The following is a 25,908-nucleotide window of genomic DNA, read 5'->3' as shown; positions in this document are numbered from 1 at the left end:
GTGTTTAACTTTTTGAAATAAAAAAGAAATCCCTGCCAGTGAGAAAAAAAGACTTTCCACGCTGACAGGGATTAGACGATTTTAGACCAAATTATGACTAAATGCCGCCCATCTGTGCTGCGATAGCCTGAGCTTCCTGCTGCCAGCCCTGCGCCAGCGTGCGCACCAGGGCATCATAACCGTCCTCACCCTGTTTCAATTCCAGGTTGAAAGGCCGTTTGATCAAGCGTCCCTGGCGGTTCAGCACCCACTCGCCGCGAACGATCGCCTTGCCGTCAAAACGGCCGTGGAAGCCGCTGATGGTGACGTTCAGCACATCCTGATCGCTGCTCATCGGCTGCGAAGAGACCACCCAACCCGGCAGCGCGCTGCTCAGGTTGGTGACCAGCGTTTGCTGCAGCTGCTGGTCGAGCGGGCTGGCCCACAGGTTGTTCTGCGCTATCACATACTGCACGTCGTTGGTCTGATACACCACGCCGCTCTGCGCCAGATAATCCGCCACGCTCACGTGCTCCAGCCACAGCTGGCGCGTGGAGGCGCCGCCGCTGCTGACCGCAGCCGGCGCACCCAGCGCCGGCAACTGATAGTAGGTCTTCTGTGGCGAACTGCTGCAGGCGCTGAGCAACAGCGCCAGGGCTACCGGGATCCATTTCATCATTTCGTGGCCTTCTTCGGCTGAGGGTCAGTGCTGCCGGCGGCTTCAAACACCAGCGCGTTGCTCTTCTCATTCAGGGTGCGCAGCACCGGTTGCAGCTCACGCAACACCTGGTCGAGGCGCTGCATATCGCCCACCATCTTGTTGTAAGCCGGTGAACCAGGCTGGAACCCTTTCATGCTGCGGTTCAGCTCCAGCAGCGTTTTCTGCATGTCCTGCGGCAGCGCCTGCATCTCTTTGCTGGCGATGATGTCGTTCAACGACTTCATGGTCTGCTGCGTCGACTTCATGGTTTTCTGACTTTCCGCCAGCGTCTTGGTCGCCTCGTTGATCATCGGATTGATCGGCATCGCGTTGATCTTGTCCAGCGTCTGCATCAGTTTCTGCTGGATCTGTGCCAGACCGCCGCTGGTGGTCGGCATCAGCGGATAACCGAACAGCTCGCGCGGCCCTTTCCACGGTTTCTCCTGCGGATAGAAGTCGAGATCGATATACAGCGAACCGGTCAGCAGGTTGGCGGACTTCATCGAGGCGCGTAAACCACGAGATTCCGCGTCTTTCAGATGCCCTTCAATATCGACATTGTCCCCCAGCTGTTTATGAAGCCGATCCGGCTCAATGCGGATCAGCACCGGAATGCGGTAATCGTTATCCAGGCGCTGCGCCATGCCTTCTTTATAGAACGGCACCTGCGCCACCGTGCCCAGGCGGATGCCGCGGAATTCGACCGGCGCGCCCGGCTGCAGGCCGCGTACCGAATCGGAGAAGAACAGCAGGTAGTCCTTATGCACGGTATACAGCGAATCCTGCGTGCTGCGCTGGTTGTCGAACAGCTGGTACTCCGCCTTCTCTTTCGCCAGTTCGCCGCGATCCCAGCCGTCCGGCACGTCGAAGCTGACGCCGCCGCTGAACAGGGTAGTCAGCGACCCCATCTCCACCCGCATGCCCTGTGCCGACATGTCAAACGCCACGCCGCTGTCTTTCCAGAAGCGCACGTTGGTGGTGACCAACTGATCGTAAGGCGCGGTAATGAACAGCTGATAGCGCATGGCGCGCGCTTTAGGATCGAAATAGCTGGTCTCTACCGACCCAACGCGATAACCGCGGAACAGCACCGGATCGCCGGCGTTGAGCTGGCCCGATTTCTCGCTGTCCAGTACGATACGCAGCCCTTTGGCGTCCGGAGAGGCCAGCGGCGGCGCGTCGAGCAGCTGATAGTTGTCTTTGCCGTCTTTGCCCTTGTTGCCCGGCTGCAGTTCGATATAGGCGCCGGAGAGCAGCGTCCCCAGCCCGGAGACGCCTTCACGGCCGATCTGCGGCTTCACTACCCAGAAGGCGGAATCCTGGCGCAGCAATTTTTCCATGCCGGAATTGAGGCGCGCCTGTACCATCACCTTGCTCAAATCATCGCTCAGCGTGACGGTTTCCACCACGCCGACGTCCACGCTGCGGCTTTTGATTTTGGTTTTACCCGCTTCCAGCCCTTCCGCCGTCGAGGTCACCAGCGTCACTACCGGCCCCTGATGGCTGAAGTGGTAAAACAGGATCCAGGCGCCGATCAGTGCGGTTACGATGGGAATGATCCACACCGGCGACCAGCGTTTGATCTTCTCGACGTCCGCGACGCTATGATTATTTTCCGTCACCTTGCGGCTCCTTGTTGATTGTTTCACTTGCGCGATCCCAGGTCAGCCGGGGATCAAATGTCATGGCGGCGAACATGGTGAGGATCACCACCAGCGCGAACAGCACGGCGCCCGTCGCGGGGTAAATGCTCATCAACTGCCCCATTCGCACCAGCGCCGACAATACGGCGATCACAAACACGTCGATCATTGACCATCGGCCAACGAATTCGACCACTTCATAAATCAGGTGCATGCGCTCGCTGTCGGCGCGCGGCTTCTTCCTGCCGTTGGCATCCCAGCACAGCCAGCCGATCGCCAGCATTTTCAGCGATGGCACCATGATACTGGCGATGAAAATCACCATCGCCACCGGATAAGAGCCGTCCCCCCACAGCAGGATCACCCCCGCCATGATGGTGGAGTTCATCTTGTTGCCCAACGCCTCGGTCACCATGATGGGCATCAGGTTGGCCGGAATATACAGCATGATGGAGGTCACCAGCAGCGCCAGCGTCCATTGCAGGCTGTGGCGACGACGCACGTAGCCGTTGGTGTGGCAGCGCGGACAGCGCACCTGATTGGCCGGCAGGATCGCCGTGCAGCAGGCGCAGGAGCGCACGCCCTGCCGCATGCCGGTGCGCCCCACCGTCAACGGGCGATCGAGACGCGGCGCCGGTTCGATGTCTTGCCACAGCCAGCGCCTATCCACGCACTGGAAAGCGCGCACCTGCAGCAGGCAGAACAGACAGTAAGGCACGAAGCTGCTGCCGATGCCGATATCGCCATAGGCCATCAGCTTAACGAAGCTGACCAACACCCCGGCGAGGAAAATCTCCACCATGCACCAGGTCTTGAACTGAAACAGCACCCGGGCCATCCACTCTTTCAGTCCCAGCGGCAAACGCACTTTGGCGCACAGCAGAATGATCGCCACCATGCAAAACGCCGGGATCAGCTGCACGAACACCATAAACAAGGTGGCCATGCTGGCGTAGTCTTCCGCCACCATGACTTCCGGGATTTGGATCAGCCTGATTTCGTTGCCGAGGCCGGCGACGCGCATGTTGATAAACGGGAAAATGTTGGCCAGCACCAGCATGAACAAGGCGCTGAGCGCGTAACCGATCGGCCGCTTACGCGGCTCGTCCCAGCGGGCGCTGAGCGTGGTTTTGCAGCGCGGGCATACCGCTTTGCTGCCATAGGCCAGCGGCGGCAGCGCCACCAGCATGTCGCACTGCGGGCACAGCATCAGGTTATCCTGGTGCTCCGCCGAAGGTGCGGAATGACTATGCTGCTGATGATTGTTGTGGGAACACACCATATTCCTCCTCAATAACGTTGCTCACCGGCACGTCGATACCGCCCGCAGCAGCGCGCGGGCGGTATCGCAACGGTCAGCCGTTTTTCATCGCTTCCAGCTCTTCCCAACGGGCGAAGGCCTGCTCGAGCGCCTGCTCAGCGTTAGCCAACGCCGTCAGCACGTCTTGCGTTTCGCTGTGCGGCCGCGTGAAGAAGTCGGCATCGCTCATCTGCGCCTGCAGCGCTTCGATTTCCGCCTCCAGCTGTTCGAGCCGCTGCGGCAACTGTTCCAGTTCGCGCAGCAGGTTGTAACTCAGCTTGGCCGCCGCTTTCTTCGGCTGTTCGGCCTTTTTCTCCGCCGCCGGTTTGCTCGCGCTCGGCGCCGCCTGACGAATCGGTTTCGCCGTGGCGCGCTGATGATGCGCATCGTAGTAACCGCCGACGAAGGCGTTGATCACGCCGTTGCCTTCAAAGATCCAGCACTCGGTCACCGAGTTGTCGACGAACTGACGATCGTGACTGACCAGCAGCACGGTGCCCTGATAGCCGTCGATCAGCTCTTCCAGCAGCTCCAGCGTTTCGACGTCGAGATCGTTGGTTGGTTCATCGAGGATCAGCAGATTGCTCGGTTTCAGAAACAGCTTAGCCAACAGCAGGCGGTTACGCTCACCGCCCGACAGCGCCTTCACCGGCGTCATGGCGCGTTTCGGGTGGAACAGGAAGTCCTGCAGGTAACCCAATACGTGGCGAGGGCGGCCGTTGACCATCACTTCCTGTTTGCCTTCCGCCAGGTTGTCCATCACCGTACGTTCCGGATCGAGATCCGCGCGGTGCTGGTCGAAATAGGCCACTTCCAGCTTGGTGCCGCAGTGCACGCGGCCGCTGTCGGCTTTCAGCTGACCGAGCATCAGTTTCAGCAGCGTGGTTTTGCCACAGCCGTTCGGCCCCACCAGCGCAATTTTGTCGCCGCGCTGCACCTGAGCGGAGAAACCGCGCACCAGCACTTTTTCGCCAACCTGATAATTGACGTCTTCCAGCTCGAATACGATTTTGCCGGAGCGGGTCGCCTCTTCCACCTGCATCTTGGCGGTGCCCATCACTTCACGGCGCTCTGAACGCTCGACGCGCAGCGCCTTCAGCGCACGCACGCGGCCCTCGTTACGGGTACGGCGCGCTTTGATGCCCTGACGGATCCAGACCTCTTCCTGCGCCAGCTTGCGATCGAATTCGGCGTTTTGCAGCTCTTCCACCCGCAGCGCTTCTTCTTTGCTCTGCAGATACAGATCGTAGTTGCCCGGCCAGGAAACCAGCTTGCCGCGATCCAGATCGACGATGCGCGTCGCCATGTTGCGGATAAACGAACGGTCGTGCGAGATGAAGACGATGCTGCCGTCGAACTCTTTCAGGAAGCCTTCCAGCCAGTCGATGGTTTCGATATCGAGGTGGTTGGTCGGTTCGTCGAGCAGCAGCACGCGCGGCGAGCTCACCAGCGCACGGCCCAGCGCCGCTTTGCGCAGCCAGCCGCCGGACAACGAGGAAAGCTCGGCGTCGCCGTTCAGCCCCAGCTGCAGCAGCACCTCGCTGATGCGGCTGTCGAGCTGCCACAGCCCCTGATGGTCGAGGATCTCCATGATTTGCGCCATACGCGCCAGATTTTTCTCACTCGGATCGCTTTCCACCAGGTGGGAGATCGCGTGATACGCCTTCAGGTGTTCTGCCTGCTCCGCAACGCCTTCGGCCACGAAGTCGAACACGCTGCCGCCGATATTGCGCGGCGGATCCTGTTGCAGGCGCGCCACGATCAGATCCTGTTCGTAGATTACCCGGCCGTCGTCCAGCGGGATCTCTTTGCCGAGGATCTTCAGCAGCGTGGACTTGCCGGCGCCGTTGCGCCCGACCAGACACACGCGCTCGTTGTCTTCGATATGAATTTCGGTGTTGTCTAACAGTGGCGCATCGCTGAAAGAGAGCCAGGCGCCGGACATGCTGATTAACGACATAGTAATTATTTTCCTTCGCCGGCGTGACTCACCAGCCAGCAGTTGTGGATTTGACGGTTACGGGCAAAGTCCTGCGACAGCGTCTTGGCGGTGATCTCTTTCGCCTCCAGGCCCAGCGCGCTCAGCCCTGCCATATCCATTTGGAAACCGCGCTTGTTGTTCGAGAACATGATGGTCCCGTTGCGGCGCAGCAACCGTTTCAAATCTTTCATCAGCGCCAGATGATCGCGCTGCACGTCAAAAGTGTTCTCCATCCGCTTGGAGTTGGAGAACGTCGGCGGATCGATGAAGATCACGTCGAACTGTTCGTTGGCGTTGCTCAGCCACGACAGGCAGTCGGCTTGGATCAGCCGATGCTGACGGCCGGTCAGGCCGTTGGCGCGCAGGTTCTTCTCCGCCCATTCCAGGTAGGTACGCGACATGTCCACCGTGGTGGTGCTGCGCGCGCCGCCCAGCCCGGCGTGCACGCTGGCGGTGCCGGTATAGGCGAACAGGTTCAGGAAGTCCTTGCCGTTGCTCATCTCGCCCAGCATGCGGCGCGCGATGCGGTGATCGAGGAACAGGCCGGTATCGAGATAGTCGGTCAGGTTGACCCACAGCTTGGCGTTATACTCTTCCACCAGCAGGAACTCGCCCTTCTGCGCCAGTTTCTCGTACTGGTTCTTGCCCTTCTGCCGCTCGCGGGTTTTCAGGATCAGCTGATTCGACGGTAGCTCCAACACCGCCAGCGTCGCGTTGATCACATCGAACAGGCGCTGACGCGCTTTTTGCGCATCGACGGTTTTCGGCGGCGCATATTCCTGTACCACCACCTTGCTGCCGTAGCGGTCCACCGCGACGTTGTATTCTGGCAGATCGGCATCGTACAGGCGGTAGCATTCAATGCCCTGCTGTTTCGCCCACTTGTCGAGCTTCTTCAAGTTTTTGCGCAGGCGGTTGGCGAAATCTTCCGCCACCTGCACGCCGCCGGCAGTGGCGCCGGCCGGGTTCGCCGCCAGCTGATAGTTTTTCTGCACGCACTCCAGCGGGCCGTTCTTCGCCTTGAACTGGCGCTCGGCGCGCAGCTGCAGGCAGCTCAACAGCTCCGGCGAGGCGCTGAACAGCGACAGCTGCCAACCCCCGAAGGCGCTTTTCATCACGCGGCCCAGCATGTTGTGCAGCGCGATCAGCGCCGGTTCGCTTTCCAGACGCTCGCCGTACGGCGGGTTGCTGATCACGGTGCCGTGCGGGCCTTCAGGCAGCGGATTGGTCAGGCGCGCCACGTCGCCGACGTTAAAGGTGATCAGCTCGGCGACGCCGGCGCGGCGGGCGTTGCCGCGCGCCATTTCAATCACCCGACGATCGATATCGGAGCCGAAGAAGCGAGAGGCGGTTTCCTGCAGGCCGCGGCGTGCGCGCACCTGCGCTTCGGTGGTGACTTCACGCCACAGTTCGGCGTTGTGGCCGTTCCAGGCGCTGAAGCCCCAGTGTTGGCGGTGCAGACCCGGCGCACGATCGGCGGCGATCATCGCCGCTTCGATCAAGAGCGTGCCGGAGCCGCACATCGGATCGAGCATCGGCGTGCCCGGCTGCCAGCCGGAACGCAGCACGATGGCGGCCGCCAGGTTTTCCTTCAGCGGCGCCTGGCCGGTAAGATCGCGGTAGCCGCGCTGGTGCAGGCCTTCGCCGCTCAGATCGAGCGCCACGCTGGCCATATCGCGCTGCAGGAAGACGTTAACGCGAATATCCGGCTGCTGCTTGGCAACCGTTGGGCGTTGGTCAAGTTTACGGGTGAAGCTGTCGACGATGGCGTCTTTCACCTTCAGTGCGCCATATTGGCTGTTGCGGATCTCTTCGTTAACGCCGCTGAAATGCACGGCAAAGGTTTTATCCACGCCAAAAATACTCGGCCAGTCGATCGCCTGCACCCCAAGGTACAGATCCAGATCGCTGTGCACGCGGAATTCGTTCAGCGGCAACAGAATGCGCGAAGCCAGGCGGCTCCACAGCAGGCTTTGGTACAGAAGACGATCGTCACCCTGAAAATGTACCCCACCCTGCACCACTTTGCAGTCGTGAGCGCCAAGCGCTTCCAGCTCGCTTTTTAACAGTTCTTCCAATCCACGCGCCGTGCTGGCAAACAGAGAGTTCATATCGTACTTATCACCAAAAAGAAAATTGTTGCGCATTATAGCTAATCCGCACCGCTTGTCATAAAGTTGCTCCCTTCTATTTAATAATCGCACGGAGATAAGGGTGATCACGCTTTCCAGACTCTACGTCCATCCGGTTAAATCACTGCGCGGTCTGCAGCTTTCTTACGCCCAGGTCGGCAGCAGCGGTCTGGCCTTCGACCGCAACTTTATGATCACCGAGCCGGATGGCACCTTTATTACCGCGCGCCAATACCCGCAGATGGTGCTGTTCACGCCGGCGCTGCTGCCGGACGGGCTATTCCTGACAGCGCCGGACGGCGAAAGCGCCGCCATTCGCTTCAGCGACTTCGCCGTCGCGCCGCAGCCGACCGAGGTATGGGGCAACCACTTCACCGCGCTGATCGCGCCGGATGAGATCAACCGCTGGCTGAGCGGCTATTTCCAGCGCGACGTGCAGCTGCGCTGGCTGGGGCCGGAGTTGACCCGCCGGGTGAAGAAACACCCCGAAATCCCGCTGACGTTTGCCGATGGCTATCCTTATCTGCTGATTAACCAGGCTTCGTTCAACGATCTGCAGCAGCGTTGCCCCGGCAGCATCAAGCTGGAGCAGTTCCGCCCCAATCTGGTGGTGAGCGGCGCCACCGCCTGGGCCGAGGACGGCTGGCAGGTGATCCGCGTCGGCGACGTCATGTTCGATCTGGTGAAACCCTGCAGCCGCTGCGTGCTCACCACCGTCAGCACCGAGCGCGGCCGCAAGCATCCGAGCGGCGAACCGCTGAGCACGCTGCAAAAATTCCGCTCCGCCGACAACGGCGACATCGATTTCGGCCAGAACATGATCGCGCGCAACAGCGGCATCATTCGCGTGGGCGATACGGTGGAAGTGTTGTCGACCAAGCCGCCGCGCCCTTATGGCGCCGGCAAAGTGGTGGAGAGCGTGCAAGCGCCGCAAGACAGCGAGCACAGCGTCACTATTGAATACGAAGGAAAGGTGTTTACCGGCAACAACCAGCAGATCTTGCTCGAGCAGTTGGAACAGCAAGGCATCCGCGTACCTTACTCCTGCCGCGCCGGGATTTGCGGCAGTTGCCGCATTACGTTGCTGAGCGGTGAAGTCGCACCCCTGAAGAAAAGCGCGCTGGGCGACAACGGCACCATCCTGTGCTGCAGCTGCATCCCGAAAAGTGATTTGACCCTGGCGTAATTCGCCCTATACCGCCCTGTCGTAAGCCGGGGCGGTGCTTTCATCCTGCGCGCAGGGTTTCAGCCGATCGTGCATTACCTTGATGGCGTCGCCCAATACCATGGTGCGGCCGGCGACCGTCAGCTGATTTTGCGCCAGCAGGCACAGGCTGGCGTTATCCCCGGCCTCTACCACCAGCAAGCGCGCTTCCACGCCGCTTTCCATCACTTTAACCGCCGCCAGCTCGCCGTTTTTCGGCTGCAGCGGGTAATGCTGCTGCGAGAAATGCCAGCTCTTCGGCATCAGTGGTTTCAGGAAGCGGTAGGCGACCAGCGCATTCAACACCAGCTCGGCACGCTGTTCATGGCTAAGCTTGACCTGTTTGCACTGTTCTTCATAGGTGAAATAAAGGGCGGCGTCATCCACGCAAAAAGCGCATTCATCGAAGGCGTCCGGCGTTAACATTTTGGCCGGGAAACGTGAACGGAAGATCATACCATTAGCTAAATCCAGCATTAGCCGATCGTGTTCGGCATCAAAATACCAACGCCAATTATCGTCAGGTTTTATCTTCATTTCGTATCCTTCTCGCTGCCTATGCCAACGCCGCACTCACCCTAAAAGGCGATTTTATCACCGATAAAATAGCTTAAACATCGGATAATTCCGCGAACGATATTTATGCTAACGAACAAAATATAGACGAGCCGGGGGCAGAAATAAACCCCCGGAATAAAATGAGAGGAAAAATATTAGATATGGGTAACGATATCTTTAATCAAACGCGGGCCGTGATAGATAAATCCGGAATAAATTTGCAGCAGGCTCGCGCCGGCCTCCATTTTTTCACGCGCCGCCGTCAGCGAATCGATGCCGCCTACGCCGATAATCGGCAGGCGCCCTTGCAGTTCGGTAGAGAGACGGCGGATCACTTCCGTGCTGCGTGATTGCAACGGACGCCCACTTAACCCGCCCGCTTGTTCGCAGTAATTTAACCCTTGGATCAATTTTCGATCCAATGTGGTATTGGTGGCGATCACGCCATCGATATTATGCCGCACCAGGCTATCGGCAATTTGGATCAATTCTTCTTCTGAAAGATCCGGCGCGATCTTTACCGCTACCGGCACATATTTGTGATGGCGCGCATGTAATTCCTGCTGCTTATTTTTAATCGCAGCCAAAAGATCGTCCAGCGCTTCGCCATACTGTAAGGATCGTAACCCCGGCGTATTCGGTGAAGAGATGTTAATCGCGATATAACCGGCATACGGATAAACTTTATCCATGCAGATCAAATAATCGTCCTTACCCTGTTCGACCGGGGTGTCTTTATTCTTGCCGATATTGATCCCAAGAATGCCGCCGAAATGGGATTTCTTAACGTTTTCAACCAGATTGTCCACGCCATGGTTATTGAACCCCATGCGGTTGATCAGGCCTTCCGCCTCAACCACGCGGAACAAACGCGGCTTGTCGTTGCCCGGCTGCGGGCGCGGCGTCACGGTGCCGACTTCCACATGGCCAAAGCCCATCGCGCCGAACGCATCGATGCACTCGCCGTTTTTATCCAGACCGGCGGCCAATCCCAGCGGATTTTTAAACGACAGCCCCATGCAACTGACCGGTTTGGTCGGCACGGACTGGCGGACAAGAAACGCTAATGGGGTGCCGGCAATACGGCTGAGCTGACGAAAGGTCACTTCGTGCGCACGCTCCGGATCGAGCTGGAACAACGCTTTCCTGATGAGGGGGTAGTACATGGACTCTCCTGATTTCCCGGTTGCAAACCGGGGGCGTATTATCCGGTATCCCCCGCCTAATTGGAATTGATTAAAGGCAAAAAAAGCCGTTTTTACGCAACCGTTTTCCCTCTTCACCGCCAAATCGGCGCCAATCCGCTTTTGCGCATATCCAAATCAAAAAATGAGATTTAAAAAACGCGCCCGGTTGCTGGTAGTTTTAAAACACTTCTCATTGATTTTCTAATTAAACCTAACTTTTAGTTATAAGGAGTGGCAATGCGCGTTATATCACTGGCCGGCAGCCCACGCATCCCATCACGTTCCGCGGCGCTGCTCGCGCTGAGTCAGAACTGGCTGCGGCAGCAAGGGGTGGAAGTGACGGCTTATACCCTGCACGACTTCGACGCCGAAGATCTGCTGTACGCCAACTTCAACAGCCCGGCGATCAAGGCGTTTGCCGACCAGTTAGCGCAGGCCGACGGCCTGCTGATTTCCACGCCGGTTTATAAAGCGTCGTTCTCCGGCGCGCTGAAGACCTTACTGGATCTGCTGCCGGAACGCGCGCTGGATCATAAGGTGGTGCTGCCGCTGGCAACCGGCGGTTCTGTCGGTCACATGTTGGCGGTGGACTATGCGCTGAAACCGGTGCTGGCGGCGCTGAAAGCGCAGGAAGTGCTGCACGGCGTATTCGCCGACGACAGCCAGATCCAATTGACCGGCGAAGGCGCCACGCTCACCGACGCCGTCGCCGCCCGGTTGGAAGAAGCGCTCGCCAGTTTCTATCTGGCGCTGGGCCGCCGCAAACCGCCCGCGCTGCGCGTCGCCTCGCCGCTGGCGGCGCGTCAGACTGCCTGAAAAGCCTGGAAAAGGAGAGCCTGAATGAAAAAACGCATCGCTTTACGCCGCTGGCTGAGCGCCGCTACCCTCACCGGCTTGCTGTCGCTGGTCTGGGCCAATGCCGCCGCAGCGCAGGATCCGGCGCAGTTCCGCATCGGCTACCAAAAAGGATCAGTCAGCCTGGTGCTGGCGAAGAGCCACCGGCTGCTGGAAGAACGTTTCCCCGCCACCCGCATCAGCTGGATCGAGTTTCCCGCCGGCCCGCAGATGCTGGAGGCCTTGAACGTCGGCAGCATCGATCTGGGCAGCACCGGCGATATTCCGCCGATCTTCGCGCAGGCTGCCGGTGCGGACCTGCTGTATGTCGGCGTTGAGCCGCCCAAACCCAAGGCGGAAGTGATCCTGGTGCCGGAAAACAGCCCGATCAAAACCGTCGCCGATCTGAAAGGCCATAAGATCGCCTTCCAGAAAGGATCCAGCTCGCACAACCTGCTGTTGCGATCGCTGCAAAAGGCCGGACTGCAGTTCACCGATATCCAGCCCGCCTATCTGACGCCCGCCGATGCGCGTGCCGCCTTCCAACAGGGCAACGTCGACGCCTGGGCCATCTGGGATCCTTATTATTCCGCCGCGCTGCTGCAGGGCGGCGTACGGGTGCTCGGCGACGGCACCGATCTGAACCAGACCGGTTCCTTCTATCTGGCGGCGCGCCCCTATGTTGAAGCCAACGGCGCCTTTATCAGCCAGGTCTTGACGGTGCTGACCCAGGCCGATGCGCTCACCCGCAGCGACCGGGCGCAAAGCGTGGCCCTGTTGGCCAACGCCATGGGGCTGCCGGAGCCAGTGATCGCCAGCTATCTGGATCACCGCCCGCCGACCGCCATCACACCGCTCGATGCGCAGACGATCGCCGCGCAGCAGCAAACCGCCGACCTGTTTTACGCCAACCGGCTGGTGCCGGTGAAGGTCGACATCTCGCAACGCATCTGGCGCCCAAGCGCGCAATAAATCATGGGAGAGCATTGACGATGAGCCTGAACGTTTTCTGGTTTTTACCCACTCACGGCGACGGCCACTATCTTGGCAGCGCACAGGGGGCGCGCAGCGTCGATCACGGTTATTTGCAACAGATTGCCCAGGCGGCGGATCGGCTGGGATTCGGCGGGGTACTGATCCCCACCGGCCGCTCGTGCGAAGACTCTTGGCTGGTGGCCGCCTCGCTGATCCCGGTCACCCAGCGGCTGAAGTTTTTGGTCGCGCTGCGGCCGGGCATCATCTCTCCTACGCTGGCGGCGCGCCAGGCGGCGACGCTGGATCGCCTGTCCAACGGGCGCGCGCTGTTCAATCTGGTCACCGGCGGCGATCCGGAAGAGCTGGCGGCAGAGGGGCTGCACCTTAACCATGAAGAGCGCTACGAAGCCTCAACCGAGTTCACCCACATCTGGCGCCGGGTGCTCGAAGGCGAAACCGTCGATTTCGACGGCAAGCATATTCAGGTGAAAGGCGCCAAACTGCTGTTTCCGCCCGTGCAGCAGCCGCGCCCGCCGCTCTATTTCGGCGGATCCTCCGCCGCCGCGCAGGATCTGGCCGCCGAGCAGGTAGAAATGTATCTCACCTGGGGAGAGCCGCCGGCGCAGGTTAAAGAGAAAATCGAAGAGGTGCGCGCCAAAGCGGCGGCGAAAGGCCGCCAGGTACGCTTCGGTATCCGCCTGCATGTCATCGTGCGGGAAACCACCGAAGAGGCCTGGCGCGCCGCCGACCGGCTGATCGCGCACCTCGATGAGGAAACCATCGCCAACGCGCAGCAGGCCTTTGCGCGCTTCGACTCCGTCGGCCAACGGCGCATGGCGGCGCTGCACGGCGGCAAAAAGGATAACCTGGAGATCAGCCCGAACCTGTGGGCCGGCATTGGCCTGGTACGCGGCGGCGCCGGCACCGCGCTGGTGGGCGATGGTCCGACGGTCGCGGCGCGCATGCAGGAATATGCCGATCTGGGCATCGATACCTTTATTCTCTCCGGCTATCCGCATCTGGAAGAGGCCTACCGCGTCGGCGAACTGCTGTTCCCGCACCTCGATCTGGCGCAGGAGGAAGCGCCCGTGCGCCTTCAGCCGGTGCGCCCGCAGGGCGAAGTGGTGGCCAACATCTATGTTCCGCAAAAAGTGTCGCAGAGCTGAGGAGCGCCCCGATGGCAAAGAACGCGCAACGCATCCTGTACCGGCTGGCCCCCTGGGCGCTGCCGCTGGCGCTGGTGATCCTCTGGCAGATCGCCGTCGAAACCGGCTGGCTATCCAACCGCATTTTGCCAGCGCCGAGCGCGGTGCTGGCCGCCTTCTGGAGCCTGAGCCAAAGCGGCGAACTGTGGCAGCACCTGAGCATCAGCAGCCAGCGCGCGTTGATCGGCTTTGGCATCGGCGGCAGCATCGGACTGATCCTCGGCTTTATTACCGGGCTGTCGCGCTGGGGCGAACGCCTGCTGGACAGCTCGGTGCAAATGATCCGCAACGTGCCGCACCTGGCGCTGATCCCGTTGGTGATCCTGTGGTTCGGCATCGATGAATCCGCCAAGATCTTTCTGGTGGCGCTCGGTACCCTGTTCCCGATTTATCTCAATACCTATCACGGCATCAAGAACATCGATCGCGGCCTGTTGGAGATGGCCCGCAGCTACGGCCTGAGCGGTTTCCGCCTGTTTACACAGGTGGTGCTGCCGGGCGCGCTGCCGTCGATTATGGTCGGCGTGCGTTTCGCTCTCGGCTTCATGTGGCTGACGCTGATCGTCGCCGAAACCATCTCGGCCAATTCGGGCATCGGCTACCTGGCGATGAACGCACGTGAATTTCTGCAAACCGATGTGGTAGTGGTAGCAATCGTGCTGTACGCCCTGCTCGGCAAGCTGGCGGACGTGGGCGCGCAGCTGCTGGAGCGCGTCTGGTTGCGCTGGCATCCGGCCTATCAACTGAAACAGGGAGAAGCGCTATGACCCTTCCCGCTCGCCTTGCGCAAGGCACGCCGGTGACGCTGGAGTCCATCGGCAAAGGTTACGGCAACCGCACGGTACTGGACAATATTCAGCTGCATATCTCCGCCGGGCAGTTCGTGGCGGTGGTCGGCCGCAGCGGCTGCGGCAAAAGCACCCTGCTGCGCCTGTTGGCCGGCCTGGAACAGGCCAGCAGCGGCGCGCTGCTCAGCGGCAACGCGCCGCTTGCCGCCGCTAAAGAGGATACCCGGCTGATGTTTCAGGATGCACGCCTGCTGCCGTGGAAAACGGTGATCGACAACGTGGGCCTGGGGCTACGCGGCCAGTGGCGCGATGCGGCACTGCAGGCGCTGGACGCGGTCGGCTTGGCGGATCGCGCCCGCGACTGGCCGGCGGCGCTGTCCGGCGGGCAAAAGCAACGGGTCGCCCTGGCGCGCGCGCTGATCCATCGCCCTCGCCTGCTGCTGCTGGACGAACCGCTCGGGGCGCTGGATGCCCTGACGCGCATTGAGATGCAGGGGTTGATAGAAACGCTGTGGCAACAGCACGGTTTTACCGTACTGCTGGTCACGCACGACGTCAGCGAAGCCATCACGCTGGCGGATCGGGTGATCCTGATCGAAGAGGGGCGCATCGGGTTGGATCTCACCCTCGATCTGCCGCGGCCGCGCCGCAAGGGTTCAACCCGGCTGGCGGAACTGGAGGCCGAAGTGCTGGAACGGGTGTTATCGCCGCCGGTTACCGGGGCCAGCCCGCGCCAGGCGGCAAATTGAACGGATAAAAAAAGGGACGGCGCAGGCCGTCCCTTATCTATATCAGCGCGAAAAGATCAGGCGTCGAGCGCCTTGCTGATCTTCTCGTACAGATCGCCGGACAGGTTTTCCAACCCTTTCAGCTGTTCCAGCGCCTTGCGCATCAGCGCCTGGCGGCCCGCGTCGTAACGCTTCAGGCGAATCAGCGGTTCAATCAGGCGCGCGGCGATCTGCGGGTTGCGCTGGTTGAGATCGCTGAGGATTTCCGCCAGGAACTGATAGCCGCTGCCGTCCGCCGCATGGAACGCCGCCGGGTTGCCGGAAGCGAAGCCGCCGATCAACGAACGGGTGCGGTTCGGGTTGCTCAGGCTGAACGAACGGTGTTGCAACAGCGCGCGAACCTTGCTCAGCACGTCTGCCGCCGGGCTGCTGCCCTGCAGCACGAACCATTTGTCCATCACCAGGCCATCCTGATGCCAGCGCTCGTCGAACGCCGCCAGCAGCGCATCGCGACACGGCAGCTGGGCCGCGACCGCGGCAGACATCGCCGCCAGCGAGTCGGTCATGTTGTCCGCCTGGCGATACTGTTCGCTCACCAGTTGGTCAGCCAGCGCCACATCTTCGCCGAACGCCAGATAGCCCAGGCACACATTGCGCAAGGCGCGCTTGGCGATCTCGGCGTGCTCTACGCGGTAGCCGTCGGTCTTGTTGGCGTGATACACCGCCAGCCACTCATCGGCCAACTCCCGCGCCAGGCAGCGTACGATCGCTTCGTGCACCGCAGCGATCGCTTCCGGATCGATGGTGGTGAACAGCTCGGCGATTTCGTTCTCCGACGGCAGCGTCAGGATCTGCGCCGCCAGCGCCGGATCCAGTTTTTCGTCCAGCAGCACCGCGCGGAACGCATCGGCCACGTGCAGCGGCAGCGACAGCGGCTGCCTCTGCTGGTGCCGCGCCACGTTCAGCTTGATATAGGTCGCCAGCAGGCTCTGCGCCGCATCCCAACGCGCAAATTCATTGCGCGCGTGCTGCATCAGGAAGGTCAACTGCTGATCGCTGTACGGATAGTCCAGCTTCACCGGTGCGGAGAATTCACGCAGCAGTGACGGCACCGGCTTGTGCGCCACGCCGTCGAACACGAAGGTTTGCTCCGCTTCGGTGACGTTCAGCACGTTGTTGACCGGCAGGCCGCCCTTTTGCAATGGAATGACGTTGCCTTCACTGTCGTACAGTTCGATATCCAGCGGGATATGCAGCGGCAACTTCTCCGGCTGATCGGCGGTCGGCGCGGTTTTCTGGCTGACATGCAGGCGATACTGCTGAGTTTCCGCGTCGTATTCGTCGCGCACCGTCAACAGCGGCGTGCCGGACTGGCTATACCAACGGCGGAAGCGCGACAGATCGACATTGGACGCGTCCTCCATCGCCTGCACGAAATCGTCGCAGGTAGCGGCGCTGCCGTCGTGGCGCTCAAAATAGAGCTGCATCCCTTTCTGGAAGTTCGCTTCCCCCAGCAAGGTATGCATCATGCGGATCACTTCGGAACCCTTTTCATACACCGTCAGGGTGTAGAAGTTGTTCATCTCGATCACTTTGTCCGGACGGATGGCGTGCGCCATCGGGCTGGCGTCTTCGGCGAACTGCGCGCCGCGCATCACGCGCACGTTATCGATGCGGTTGACCGAACGCGATCCCAGATCGGAACTGAACTCCTGATCGCGGAACACCGTCAGCCCCTCTTTCAGGCTGAGCTGGAACCAGTCGCGGCAGGTCACGCGGTTACCGGTCCAGTTATGGAAATATTCGTGGCCGATCACCGCTTCGATGTTCAGGTAGTCCTTGTCGGTGGCGGTTTCCGCCTTCGCCAGCACATATTTGGAGTTAAAGATATTTAACCCTTTGTTCTCCATCGCACCCATATTGAAGAAATCGACCGCCACAATCATATAAATGTCGAGATCGTATTCCAGGCCGAAGCGGGTCTCATCCCACTTCATCGAGTTCTTCAGCGAAGTCATCGCCCAGTCGGCGCGATCCAGGTTGCCGCGATCGACGAACAGCTCCAGCGCGACCTTACGACCGGAACGGGTGGTGAAGCTGTCGCGCAGCACGTCGAAGTCCCCCGCCACCAGCGCAAACAGGTAGCAAGGTTTCGGGAACGGATCCTGCCATTGCACCCAGTGGCGGCCATCGGCCAATTCGCCCTGGCCGATGCGGTTACCGTTCGACAGCAGGAACGGATAGCGCGCCTTGTCGGCCACGATGCGGGTGGTAAAGCGCGCCAGCACGTCCGGACGATCCTGGTAATAGGTAATGTGGTGGAAGCCCTCGGCTTCGCATTGCGTGCACAGCGCATCGCCGGACAGGTACAGCCCTTCCAGCGCGGTGTTTTTCGCTGGGTGAATGTCGTTGACGATGGTAAGAGTGAATTGTGCCGGCAACTCTTCGATGATCAGCTGGTTATCCTGCTGACGGTAGGCGCTCCACGGTTGCCCGTCGACCTGAATGCTCACCAGCGTCAGATCTTCGCCATCCAGCACCAGCGGGGCGCCGGCCGCGCCCTGACGTTTGATTTTACTGACGGCAGTCACGCGCGTGGTTTCCGCGTCCAGACTGAAGTCCAAATCGATATCGGTCGTGATGTAATCGGGCGCGCGATAATCGTGGCGGTATTTTGCCTGTGGCTGTTGTGTCATAAAAACCCTTAAACGTCTCAGTGAGTTATAGGTGCCAGGCCGCTTTTCTCCTTCGTACCGCAGGTGTGTTCCCCCTGCGGCGCGCGGCGGGCCTGAATTGTGAATAAACTGTATCACAGCTGGCCGAAAAGCCCAGAGCCGCCGGGCGACCACGAGAGAGAAATCAGAGGCAAATCATAAATCGCCCGCCAGGCGATAGCGCGGGTGACCAATGGCTAAATAAAAATCAGCATTTAATGCTAAAAAACCGCCATCGCGGCGCGCCGGCATAGTTGAGGCGACACCAGTGGCATGGTGGTATAATTGCGACATCAGGCTCAGGGATGACTCGCACTATGAAAATTAAATACGCAATCTATTTTTTTACCCTGTGCCTGATGACTTCCTTCTCGCTGTTCATCGTCGATGAGCTGCTCGAAGCCCATACCGACTACCGCGACAACCAGCTCAACCTGTACAAAATTGATCGCGCCAAAGAAATCTCCGAAGCCTTTCAGGCTGCGTTGCTGGCTCACCGCCTCAAACGATTGAGCCTGATCGATCCGCAAATCACCCGCGCCCAATGTTTGGCCGCCGATCGGGTGGCGCGCGAGAAAATCACCCGGATCCGCGAACATCTGGACGATGAAGTCGCCAGACAGCTCGGGGTTCGGCAAAAAATCGCTGCGCTGTCGATGATCGCTTTGATGAAACAATTGCTGGATAATGACAACCTGCAGCTTTCGCAGGTCAATAACACCAACGCCAATCTGTTCAACATCAATAGCGCCTATTACATCTCGCAAACCAGCAAGAGTTATTACCGTTACACCTACGATACCCGGATGGTGGATACCGACTCCTTTATGTTTCTCGAGGCCATCCGCCTCAATAACCGGCTGAATATGTCATTGACCGAATTGAGCGATCAGATTATCGACGTCAACGTCAGCCCGCTCGTTCGCAAAGACGCCTATCTGAAGTCCATTCAGCTGACCGGCGTGCTGAACGCGCTGAGCACCCGATTGATCTTCATGAAGATCAACTACGACGATGTACAAATCAACAACATCGTCAATCCGTTGCTCGCCCAAGTGTCCGCTGAGCGCCTCCAGCAGATTACCGATGGGCTGTACACCGCTATCGATACCCATAAGCCCTACCCCACAGCGCTTATTTCGGGCTATGTCAACGATGTGAGCGGGCTTTCGCAGGCGCTGTATCAACGCAGCTTCGAATTGGAAACTCTCGCCTCGCGCCACAAGATTTACGACAGCCAGACGACCATTTACGGCATGATCGCACTCGCCGGCCTGGTCGTGTTGCTGTTCATTTTGCCGGCGCTGGTGTTCTGCACCAGCATCAACCGCTGGCTGACCAAGACCCACAATAATATCGTGCGGCTGTCGCGCGGTGAGATGAATATCGATCGAAACGACGCCTTCTACAGCCAGGAATTGATCGCCATCAGCGACGCCATTCAGCAGCTCAGGCAATACCAGTTGGACAAGGTCTCGCTGGAAGGTGAGAAGCAACTGCTGATTAAAGAGCTCGAGGCCTCTTCCTTCCTCGATCCGCTCACCAATATTTACAACCGCCGTAAATTCTTCCTTGAATGTCAGCTGCTGGGCGACGGCAGCTACCCGCAGGCCTTTTGCCTGATCGACATCGACAACTTCAAACAGCTCAACGACAGCTACGGCCACGACGTGGGCGACCGGGCGCTGGTGGCCTTTGGCCACCTGCTGCAACGCGCGTTCCGCGCCAGCGACATTTTCTGCCGCTATGGCGGCGAAGAATTCGCGGTGCTGCTGGGCAACTGTTCGTTGGACAACGCGCGGGACATCATGGAGCAATTGCGCGCCCGCACTCATCGCCTCACGCTACATCTGGCCGACGGACGACAAGTGCGTTTCACCACCAGTTGCGGCATCGCGCCGGTCAACGCGTTCACCGCGCTGCAGGCGGCGATCAAACAGGCGGACGAAGCGCTCTATTTTTGCAAAAAGAACGGCAAGGATCGGGTCAGCGTGCATACCCAGGCCGGCTTTATCTGATTCGCTGTTTAAAATAATTAACATTATAATTTTTATGACTAATTAGGCTAAGTCATTCACCTTACAGGCATATCTGGCTTTTTTTCTTCCCCGTCGCCATCAGGCCGCCATAAAGGCACGTTTAATCCTCGACCCGCTTTGGTGATTTATGGTGTGATGCAGCTTCAATAACAGGATAATCCGGGTATACTCCACCCCCACTTTTATGATTATCCGGATTTGGACACGCGCCTGACGAGGATGCTGTAACGCGCTATGACTCAATACGCTTCCCCGATTTTGACATCACTGCTTGATACCGATGCTTATAAGCTTCATATGCAGCAAGCAGTGTTCCATCGCTATCCCGCGATCAGCGTGGCGGCGGAATTCCGCTGCCGCGGCGACGAACTGCTGGGCGAATATGCCGACGAGATCCGCGCGCAGGTGGCGCTGATGAGCCGGCTGGCGCTGACCGATGCCGAATTCGCTTATCTTTCGGGCCTGCCCTTCTTCCGTCAAGATTACCTGAACTGGCTGCGAACGTTCCGCTACGATCCGCAGCAGGTCACTATCGACAATCGCGACGGCAAGCTGCAAATCCGCATCGCCGGCCCCTGGCGTGAAGTGATCATGTGGGAAGTGCCGTTGCTGGCAGTGATCAGCGAAGTGGTGCACCGTCGGCGCTCTCCGCTGGCGACGCCGGAACAGGCGGTGGCACACCTGCAAACCAAGCTGGCGCAGTTCAAGACGTTGGCGGGCGATCTGGATCTTTCGCGCTTCAAGCTGATGGACTTCGGCACCCGTCGCCGTTTCTCTCAAGGCGTGCAACAGGCCATTGTCAGCACCTTGCAGGCCGAATTCCCGTACCTGTCGGGCACCAGCAATTACGATCTGGCGCACCAACTGGGCCTGGCGCCGGTCGGCACTCAGGCGCATGAGTGGTTCCAGGCGCATCAGCAAATAAGCCCGGTGCTGGCCAACAGCCAGCGCGCCGCATTGCAAGCCTGGTTGGATGAATACCCGGACCAGCTTGGCATCGCGCTCACCGACTGCATCACCATGGATGCCTTCCTGCGCGACTTCGGCCCGCAGTTCGCCGAGCGTTATCAGGGGCTGCGCCATGATTCGGGCGATCCCGTCGAGTGGGGTGAAAAAGCCATTGCCCACTATCAGAAACTGGGCATAGACCCAATGAGCAAAACGCTGGTGTTCTCGGACAACCTGGATCTGGAAAAAGCGCTGGCGCTCTATCGCCATTTCTACCAGCGCATCAATCTCGGCTTCGGCATCGGCACGCGCCTGACCTGCGATATTCCCGGCGTCAAACCGCTGAATATCGTGATCAAGCTGGTCGAGTGCAAAGGCAAGCCGGTGGCCAAGCTCTCCGACAGCCCCGGCAAAACCATTTGTCAGGATCAGGCGTTCGTCAGAGCCCTGCGCAAGGCCTTCGATCTGCCGCTGGTGAAGAAAGCCAGCTGAGCCTTCTATATATAGAGAGAAAGCCGGCCCGGTCCACGCGTCGGCTTTTTTGTTTTTATCCCGACCGCCCTCTTTTCAGCCAGCTACGATAAATGTTGCGCCAATCCGATGATTTCTGCTTGTGCTCTGCACCGCGGCAAGTAACATAGCCATTACCCCCATATTCTTGGGTTGTAAGCTATTTCTAAACCAAATTATTAAAGAGAGAAATCTATGAGCGTAGTGCCTGTAGTCGACGTACTGCAAGGTCGTGCTGCGGTTGACAGTGAAGTCACCGTACGCGGCTGGGTACGTACCCGGAGAGATTCAAAAGCTGGTATCTCCTTCCTGGCCGTCTATGACGGTTCCTGCTTTGATCCGTTACAGGCCGTCGTTAATAATTCTCTGCCGAATTATCAGGATGAAGTGCTGCACCTGACCACCGGCTGTTCGATTGAAGTTACCGGCAAGGTCGTCGCCTCACCGGGAGAAGGCCAGAGCTTCGAACTGCAGGCCACCGCGATCAAAGTGGTCGGCTGGGTCGACGATCCGGACACCTATCCGATGGCGGCCAAACGTCACAGCATCGAATACCTGCGCGAAGTGGCCCACCTGCGCCCACGCACCAACCTGATCGGCGCCGTGGCGCGCGTGCGCCATACCCTGGCGCAGGCGATCCACCGCTTCTTCCATGAAAATGGCTATTTCTGGGTCTCTACCCCGCTGATCACCGCCTCCGACACTGAAGGCGCCGGCGAGATGTTCCGCGTGTCCACGCTGGATCTGGAAAACCTGCCGCGCACCGACAAGGGCGCCGTCGATTTCAGCCAGGACTTCTTCGGTAAGGAAGCCTTCCTCACCGTATCCGGCCAGCTGAACGGCGAAACCTACGCCTGTGCGCTGTCCAAGGTATACACCTTCGGCCCAACCTTCCGCGCTGAAAACTCCAACACCAGCCGCCATTTGGCGGAATTCTGGATGATCGAGCCGGAAGTGGCCTTCGCGACGCTGGACGATGTCGCCGGCCTGGCCGAAAGCATGCTGAAGTATGTGTTCCAGGCGGTGCTGGATGAACGAGCAGACGATCTGAAATTCTTCGCCGAGCGCGTGGATAAAGACGCAATCTCTCGTCTGGAGCGCTTCGTCTCTTCCGATTTCGCTCAGGTGGACTACACCGACGCCATTGAGATCCTGCTGGCCTCGGGCCAAACCTTCGAAAACCCGGTTTCCTGGGGCATCGATCTCTCTTCCGAACATGAGCGTTATCTGGCGGAGAAACACTTCCAGGCACCGGTGGTGGTGAAAAACTACCCGAAAGACATCAAAGCATTCTATATGCGTATGAACGAAGACGGCAAAACCGTTGCAGCCATGGACGTACTGGCGCCGGGCATCGGTGAAATCATCGGGGGTTCTCAGCGTGAAGAACGTCTCGACGTGCTCGATCAACGTCTGGAAGAGATGGGTCTGAATAAAGAAGACTACTGGTGGTATCGCGATCTGCGCCGTTACGGTACCGTGCCGCATTCCGGTTTCGGCCTGGGCTTTGAACGTTTAATCGCCTATGTCACCGGCGTGCAAAACGTGCGCGATGTAATCCCGTTCCCACGCACACCACGTAACGCAAGCTTCTAATTCATACGATCAAACGTTTTTTAAACGATTTCGTTACAAAACAAAGGCCAGCCTCGCTGGCCTTTCGCATTTTTTAATATTGACGCACGTCACAAAGTTCCCGAAAAATTACATTTAGTTACACATACTTTCTTTTTGCAACCTGATTGGGACATTGGTATCATTTTCGTCCTAGATTAACCCGCCTGTGAATGGAACACTGCGTTCAGACACAGGACGACACCAATCTATCAACAATAGTTCCCAAAGAATTATTGGCGGCAGTGGCAAAGGTGTCCGAATAACACCAATGAGGGTAATAATGATGAAGCGCAACATTCTTGCAGTGGTTATCCCGGCTCTGTTGGCTGCTGGTGCAGCAAACGCAGCTGAAATCTACAACAAAGACGGCAACAAGCTGGATCTGTACGGCAAAGTTGACGGTCTGCACTACTTCTCCGACGACAAAGGTAACGACGGCGATCAGACCTATGTTCGTTTCGGCTTCAAAGGTGAAACTCAGATTACTGACCAACTGACCGGTTACGGCCAGTGGGAATACAACGTCCAGGCTAACCACTCCGAGTCTCAGGGCACCGAAGGCACCAAAACCCGTCTGGGCTTCGCTGGTCTGAAATTCGCTGACTACGGCTCCTTCGACTACGGCCGTAACTACGGCGTACTGTACGACGTAGAAGGCTGGACCGATATGCTGCCAGAGTTCGGTGGCGATACTTACACCTACTCCGACAACTTCATGACCGGCCGTACCAACGGCGTTGCGACTTATCGTAACAACAACTTCTTCGGTCTGGTTGACGGTCTGAACTTCGCTCTGCAATACCAGGGCAAAAACCAGAACGACGGTCGTAACGTTAAGAAACAAAACGGCGACGGCTGGGGTATCTCCTCTACTTATGACATCGGCGAAGGCGTAAGCTTCGGCGCTGCATACGCTTCTTCCAACCGTACCGACGACCAGAAACTGCGTTCCAACGAGCGTGGCGACAAGGCTGACGCATGGACCGTGGGCGCGAAATACGACGCCAACAACGTTTACCTGGCGGCGATGTACGCAGAAACCCGTAACATGACTCCGTTCGGCGGCGGTAACTTCGGTGCAGGCTGTGCAGCTACCGATGACAAGTGCGGTGGCTTCGCGAGCAAAACTCAGAACTTCGAAGTGACTGCTCAGTACCAGTTCGACTTCGGTCTGCGTCCAGAAGTGTCTTACCTGCAGTCTAAAGGTAAAAACCTGAACGTCCCAGGCGTAAGTTCTGACCAGGATCTGGTTAAATATGTTTCTGTTGGTACCACTTACTACTTCAACAAAAACATGTCCACCTACGTTGATTACAAAATCAACCTGCTGGATGACAACGAGTTCACCAAAGCAACCGGCACCGCTACCGACGATATCGTCGCTGTTGGTCTGGTGTACCAGTTCTAAGTTGTCTCGCTTAACGGCGGTTTACCGTCGGCTAAGTTAAAAAACAGGGCTTCGGCCCTGTTTTTGTTTGTGTCAGCCGGTAACTTTTTATCCTGCCGATTTCTCCTTCCCCATCATTTTTTCTGCCTAATACTCCCCCTTCACAAGATCGCGGTGTTTTTGTCGCAAACGGTTGGCAAAGCCGATAACTGGCGTTACCCTGATGCTTCTGTCTGCTTAACTCCGAGATTTGGAAGCACCTGACATGTTTGAAAAAATCACCGCCGCACCCGCCGACCCGATCCTGGGCCTGACCGACATTTTCCGCGCCGACGCCCGCCCGAATAAAATCAATTTAGGGATTGGCGTTTATAAAGACGAAACCGGTAAAACCCCGGTGCTGACCAGCGTAAAAAAAGCTGAGCAGTATCTGCTGGAAAATGAGACCACCAAAAACTATCTCGGTATTGAAGGCATCCCGGCGTTCGCCAGTTGCACGCAAGCGCTGCTGTTCGGTAAAGAGAGCCCGATCGTCGCCGATCGTCGCGCGCGCACCGCACAGACGCCAGGCGGCACCGGCGGCCTGCGCGTGGCGGCAGACTTCATCGCTAACCAGACCAGCGCCAAACGCATCTGGATCAGCAACCCAAGTTGGCCGAACCACAAGAACGTCTTTAGCGCCGTGGGCCTGGAAGTGCTGGAATACGCCTACTACGACGCCACCAACCACGCGTTGGATTTCGACGGCCTGCTGAACAGCCTGAAACTGGCCCAGGCCGGTGATGTCGTACTGTTCCACGGCTGCTGCCATAACCCGACCGGTATCGATCCAACGGCGGAGCAGTGGGCACAACTGGCTGAGCTTTCCGTGGCCAATGGCTGGCTGCCGCTGTTCGACTTCGCCTACCAGGGCTTCGCCAACGGTCTGGAAGAGGATGCGCAGGGCCTGCGTATTTTCGCCGCCAAACATCAAGAGCTGATCGTCGCCAGCTCCTACTCGAAAAACTTCGGTCTGTACAATGAGCGCGTCGGCGCTTGCACCATTGTGGCTGCCGATGCCGAAACCGCCGATCGCGCCTTCAGCCAGGTGAAAGCGGCGATTCGCGCCAACTACTCCAACCCGCCGTCGCACGGCGCGGCCGTGGTCGCCACCATTCTGGGCAACGACGCTCTGCGCGCAATGTGGGAACAGGAGCTGACCGACATGCGCCAGCGTATTCACCGCATGCGTCAGCTGTTCGTGAACACCCTGCAGGAGAAAGGCGCGCAACAGGACTTCAGCTTCATTATCCAGCAGAACGGCATGTTCTCGTTCAGCGGCCTGACCAAAGAACAGGTGCTGCGTCTGCGCGAAGAGTTCGGCGTATACGCCGTGAACTCGGGCCGGGTGAACGTGGCCGGCATGACGCCGGACAACATGGCACCGCTATGTGAAGCCATCGTCGCCGTGCTCTAAAAGCATCGACGCAGGCCATAAAT

20 protein-coding genes are annotated in these 25,908 nt (G+C 58.8%); 11 read left to right on the top strand and 9 right to left on the bottom strand.

From position 1 onward, the window contains the following. Positions 1-97: 97 nt before the first annotated feature. From pqiC to rlmKL, 5 genes are all read right to left on the bottom strand, one after another. A complete protein-coding gene (gene pqiC, locus QDT79_RS12955; RefSeq protein WP_308316586.1) occupies positions 98-658 on the bottom strand; it encodes a membrane integrity-associated transporter subunit PqiC in 561 nt (186 codons plus the stop codon). Continuing rightward, positions 655-2,301, bottom strand: coding sequence for an intermembrane transport protein PqiB (gene pqiB, locus QDT79_RS12950; RefSeq protein WP_308316401.1), 1,647 nt, complete (start codon positions 2,299-2,301; stop codon positions 655-657). Before pqiB ends, pqiC begins: the two co-directional genes overlap by 4 nt. Then, complete coding sequence (gene pqiA, locus QDT79_RS12945) at positions 2,288-3,604, bottom strand: membrane integrity-associated transporter subunit PqiA (RefSeq protein WP_074181188.1); 1,317 nt, start codon at positions 3,602-3,604, stop codon at positions 2,288-2,290. The genes pqiB and pqiA overlap by 14 nt, the downstream gene beginning before the upstream one ends. A 73-nt stretch (positions 3,605-3,677) precedes the next feature. After that, positions 3,678-5,582, bottom strand: a complete 1,905-nt coding sequence (locus tag QDT79_RS12940) for an ABC transporter ATP-binding protein (RefSeq protein WP_107227728.1) — start codon at positions 5,580-5,582, stop codon at positions 3,678-3,680. Positions 5,583-5,587: 5 nt separating this feature from the next. Beyond that, positions 5,588-7,714 (bottom strand): bifunctional 23S rRNA (guanine(2069)-N(7))-methyltransferase RlmK/23S rRNA (guanine(2445)-N(2))-methyltransferase RlmL, encoded by a 2,127-nt coding sequence (gene rlmKL / locus QDT79_RS12935; protein ID WP_308316585.1) that lies wholly within the window; start codon positions 7,712-7,714, stop codon positions 5,588-5,590. A gap of 103 nt (positions 7,715-7,817) precedes the next feature. Here rlmKL and QDT79_RS12930 point away from each other — a divergent pair, with 103 nt between their 5' ends. Next, positions 7,818-8,921: a YcbX family protein gene (locus tag QDT79_RS12930; RefSeq protein WP_063989447.1), complete on the top strand. Its 1,104-nt coding sequence runs from the start codon at positions 7,818-7,820 to the stop codon at positions 8,919-8,921. A 6-nt stretch (positions 8,922-8,927) separates the two neighbouring features. Here the strand turns inward: QDT79_RS12930 and QDT79_RS12925 are convergent, their stop codons facing one another. Further along, positions 8,928-9,476: a cell division protein ZapC gene (locus QDT79_RS12925; protein ID WP_107227727.1), complete on the bottom strand. Its 549-nt coding sequence runs from the start codon at positions 9,474-9,476 to the stop codon at positions 8,928-8,930. 176 nt (positions 9,477-9,652) lie between these two features. After that, entirely contained in the window at positions 9,653-10,663 is a 1,011-nt protein-coding gene (gene pyrD / locus QDT79_RS12920) for a quinone-dependent dihydroorotate dehydrogenase (protein ID WP_047568298.1), read from the bottom strand. A gap of 258 nt (positions 10,664-10,921) precedes the next feature. Between pyrD and ssuE the strand changes: the two genes are divergently transcribed. The 5 genes from ssuE to ssuB are packed head-to-tail and all read left to right on the top strand — an operon-like array spanning position 10,922 to position 15,235. Continuing rightward, positions 10,922-11,500: an NADPH-dependent FMN reductase gene (gene ssuE, locus QDT79_RS12915; protein ID WP_033646581.1), complete on the top strand. Its 579-nt coding sequence runs from the start codon at positions 10,922-10,924 to the stop codon at positions 11,498-11,500. 24 nt (positions 11,501-11,524) lie between these two features. Continuing rightward, positions 11,525-12,490 carry a sulfonate ABC transporter substrate-binding protein gene (locus QDT79_RS12910; RefSeq protein ID WP_063989444.1) on the top strand — a complete coding sequence of 322 codons (966 nt, stop codon included), beginning with the start codon at positions 11,525-11,527 and terminating at the stop codon, positions 12,488-12,490. A gap of 20 nt (positions 12,491-12,510) precedes the next feature. After that, a complete protein-coding gene (gene ssuD, locus QDT79_RS12905; RefSeq protein WP_107227726.1) occupies positions 12,511-13,659 on the top strand; it encodes an FMNH2-dependent alkanesulfonate monooxygenase in 1,149 nt (382 codons plus the stop codon). Between the two features lie 11 nt (positions 13,660-13,670). After that, complete coding sequence (ssuC, locus tag QDT79_RS12900; RefSeq protein WP_063989442.1) at positions 13,671-14,465, top strand: aliphatic sulfonate ABC transporter permease SsuC; 795 nt, start codon at positions 13,671-13,673, stop codon at positions 14,463-14,465. Next, positions 14,462-15,235 (top strand): aliphatic sulfonates ABC transporter ATP-binding protein, encoded by a 774-nt coding sequence (ssuB, locus tag QDT79_RS12895; RefSeq protein WP_063989441.1) that lies wholly within the window; start codon positions 14,462-14,464, stop codon positions 15,233-15,235. The genes ssuC and ssuB overlap by 4 nt, the downstream gene beginning before the upstream one ends. A gap of 56 nt (positions 15,236-15,291) precedes the next feature. On the opposite strand, the gene pepN is transcribed toward ssuB, so the two are convergent. Together pepN and QDT79_RS12885 are read right to left on the bottom strand one after the other, a co-directional pair. Continuing rightward, the gene (pepN, locus tag QDT79_RS12890; protein ID WP_107227725.1) at positions 15,292-17,910 is read right to left on the bottom strand and encodes an aminopeptidase N; all 2,619 of its coding nucleotides are present in this window, start codon (positions 17,908-17,910) and stop codon (positions 15,292-15,294) included. 174 nt (positions 17,911-18,084) lie between these two features. Beyond that, entirely contained in the window at positions 18,085-18,222 is a 138-nt protein-coding gene (locus tag QDT79_RS12885) for a hypothetical protein (RefSeq protein WP_154805958.1), read from the bottom strand. Between the two features lie 23 nt (positions 18,223-18,245). Here QDT79_RS12885 and QDT79_RS12880 point away from each other — a divergent pair, with 23 nt between their 5' ends. The 5 genes from QDT79_RS12880 to QDT79_RS12860 all read left to right on the top strand — a co-directional run bounded on the left by QDT79_RS12880 (position 18,246) and on the right by QDT79_RS12860 (position 25,885). Next, positions 18,246-19,946, top strand: coding sequence for a GGDEF domain-containing protein (locus tag QDT79_RS12880; RefSeq protein WP_308316584.1), 1,701 nt, complete (start codon positions 18,246-18,248; stop codon positions 19,944-19,946). A gap of 255 nt (positions 19,947-20,201) precedes the next feature. Beyond that, the gene (gene pncB / locus QDT79_RS12875) at positions 20,202-21,407 is read left to right on the top strand and encodes a nicotinate phosphoribosyltransferase (RefSeq protein WP_049213672.1); all 1,206 of its coding nucleotides are present in this window, start codon (positions 20,202-20,204) and stop codon (positions 21,405-21,407) included. Positions 21,408-21,620: 213 nt separating this feature from the next. Next, entirely contained in the window at positions 21,621-23,021 is a 1,401-nt protein-coding gene (gene asnS, locus QDT79_RS12870) for an asparagine--tRNA ligase (RefSeq protein WP_063989437.1), read from the top strand. A 301-nt stretch (positions 23,022-23,322) separates the two neighbouring features. Beyond that, positions 23,323-24,450, top strand: coding sequence for a porin OmpC (gene ompC, locus QDT79_RS12865; protein WP_063989436.1), 1,128 nt, complete (start codon positions 23,323-23,325; stop codon positions 24,448-24,450). 244 nt (positions 24,451-24,694) lie between these two features. Beyond that, entirely contained in the window at positions 24,695-25,885 is a 1,191-nt protein-coding gene (locus tag QDT79_RS12860; RefSeq protein ID WP_063989435.1) for an amino acid aminotransferase, read from the top strand. Positions 25,886-25,908 lie beyond the last annotated feature (23 nt).

Origin of the sequence: Serratia marcescens (assembly GCF_029846115.1) — a bacterium.
Classification (GTDB): Bacteria; Pseudomonadota; Gammaproteobacteria; order Enterobacterales; family Enterobacteriaceae; genus Serratia; species Serratia marcescens_L.
This window is presented reverse-complemented; position numbering and strand designations above follow the sequence as displayed.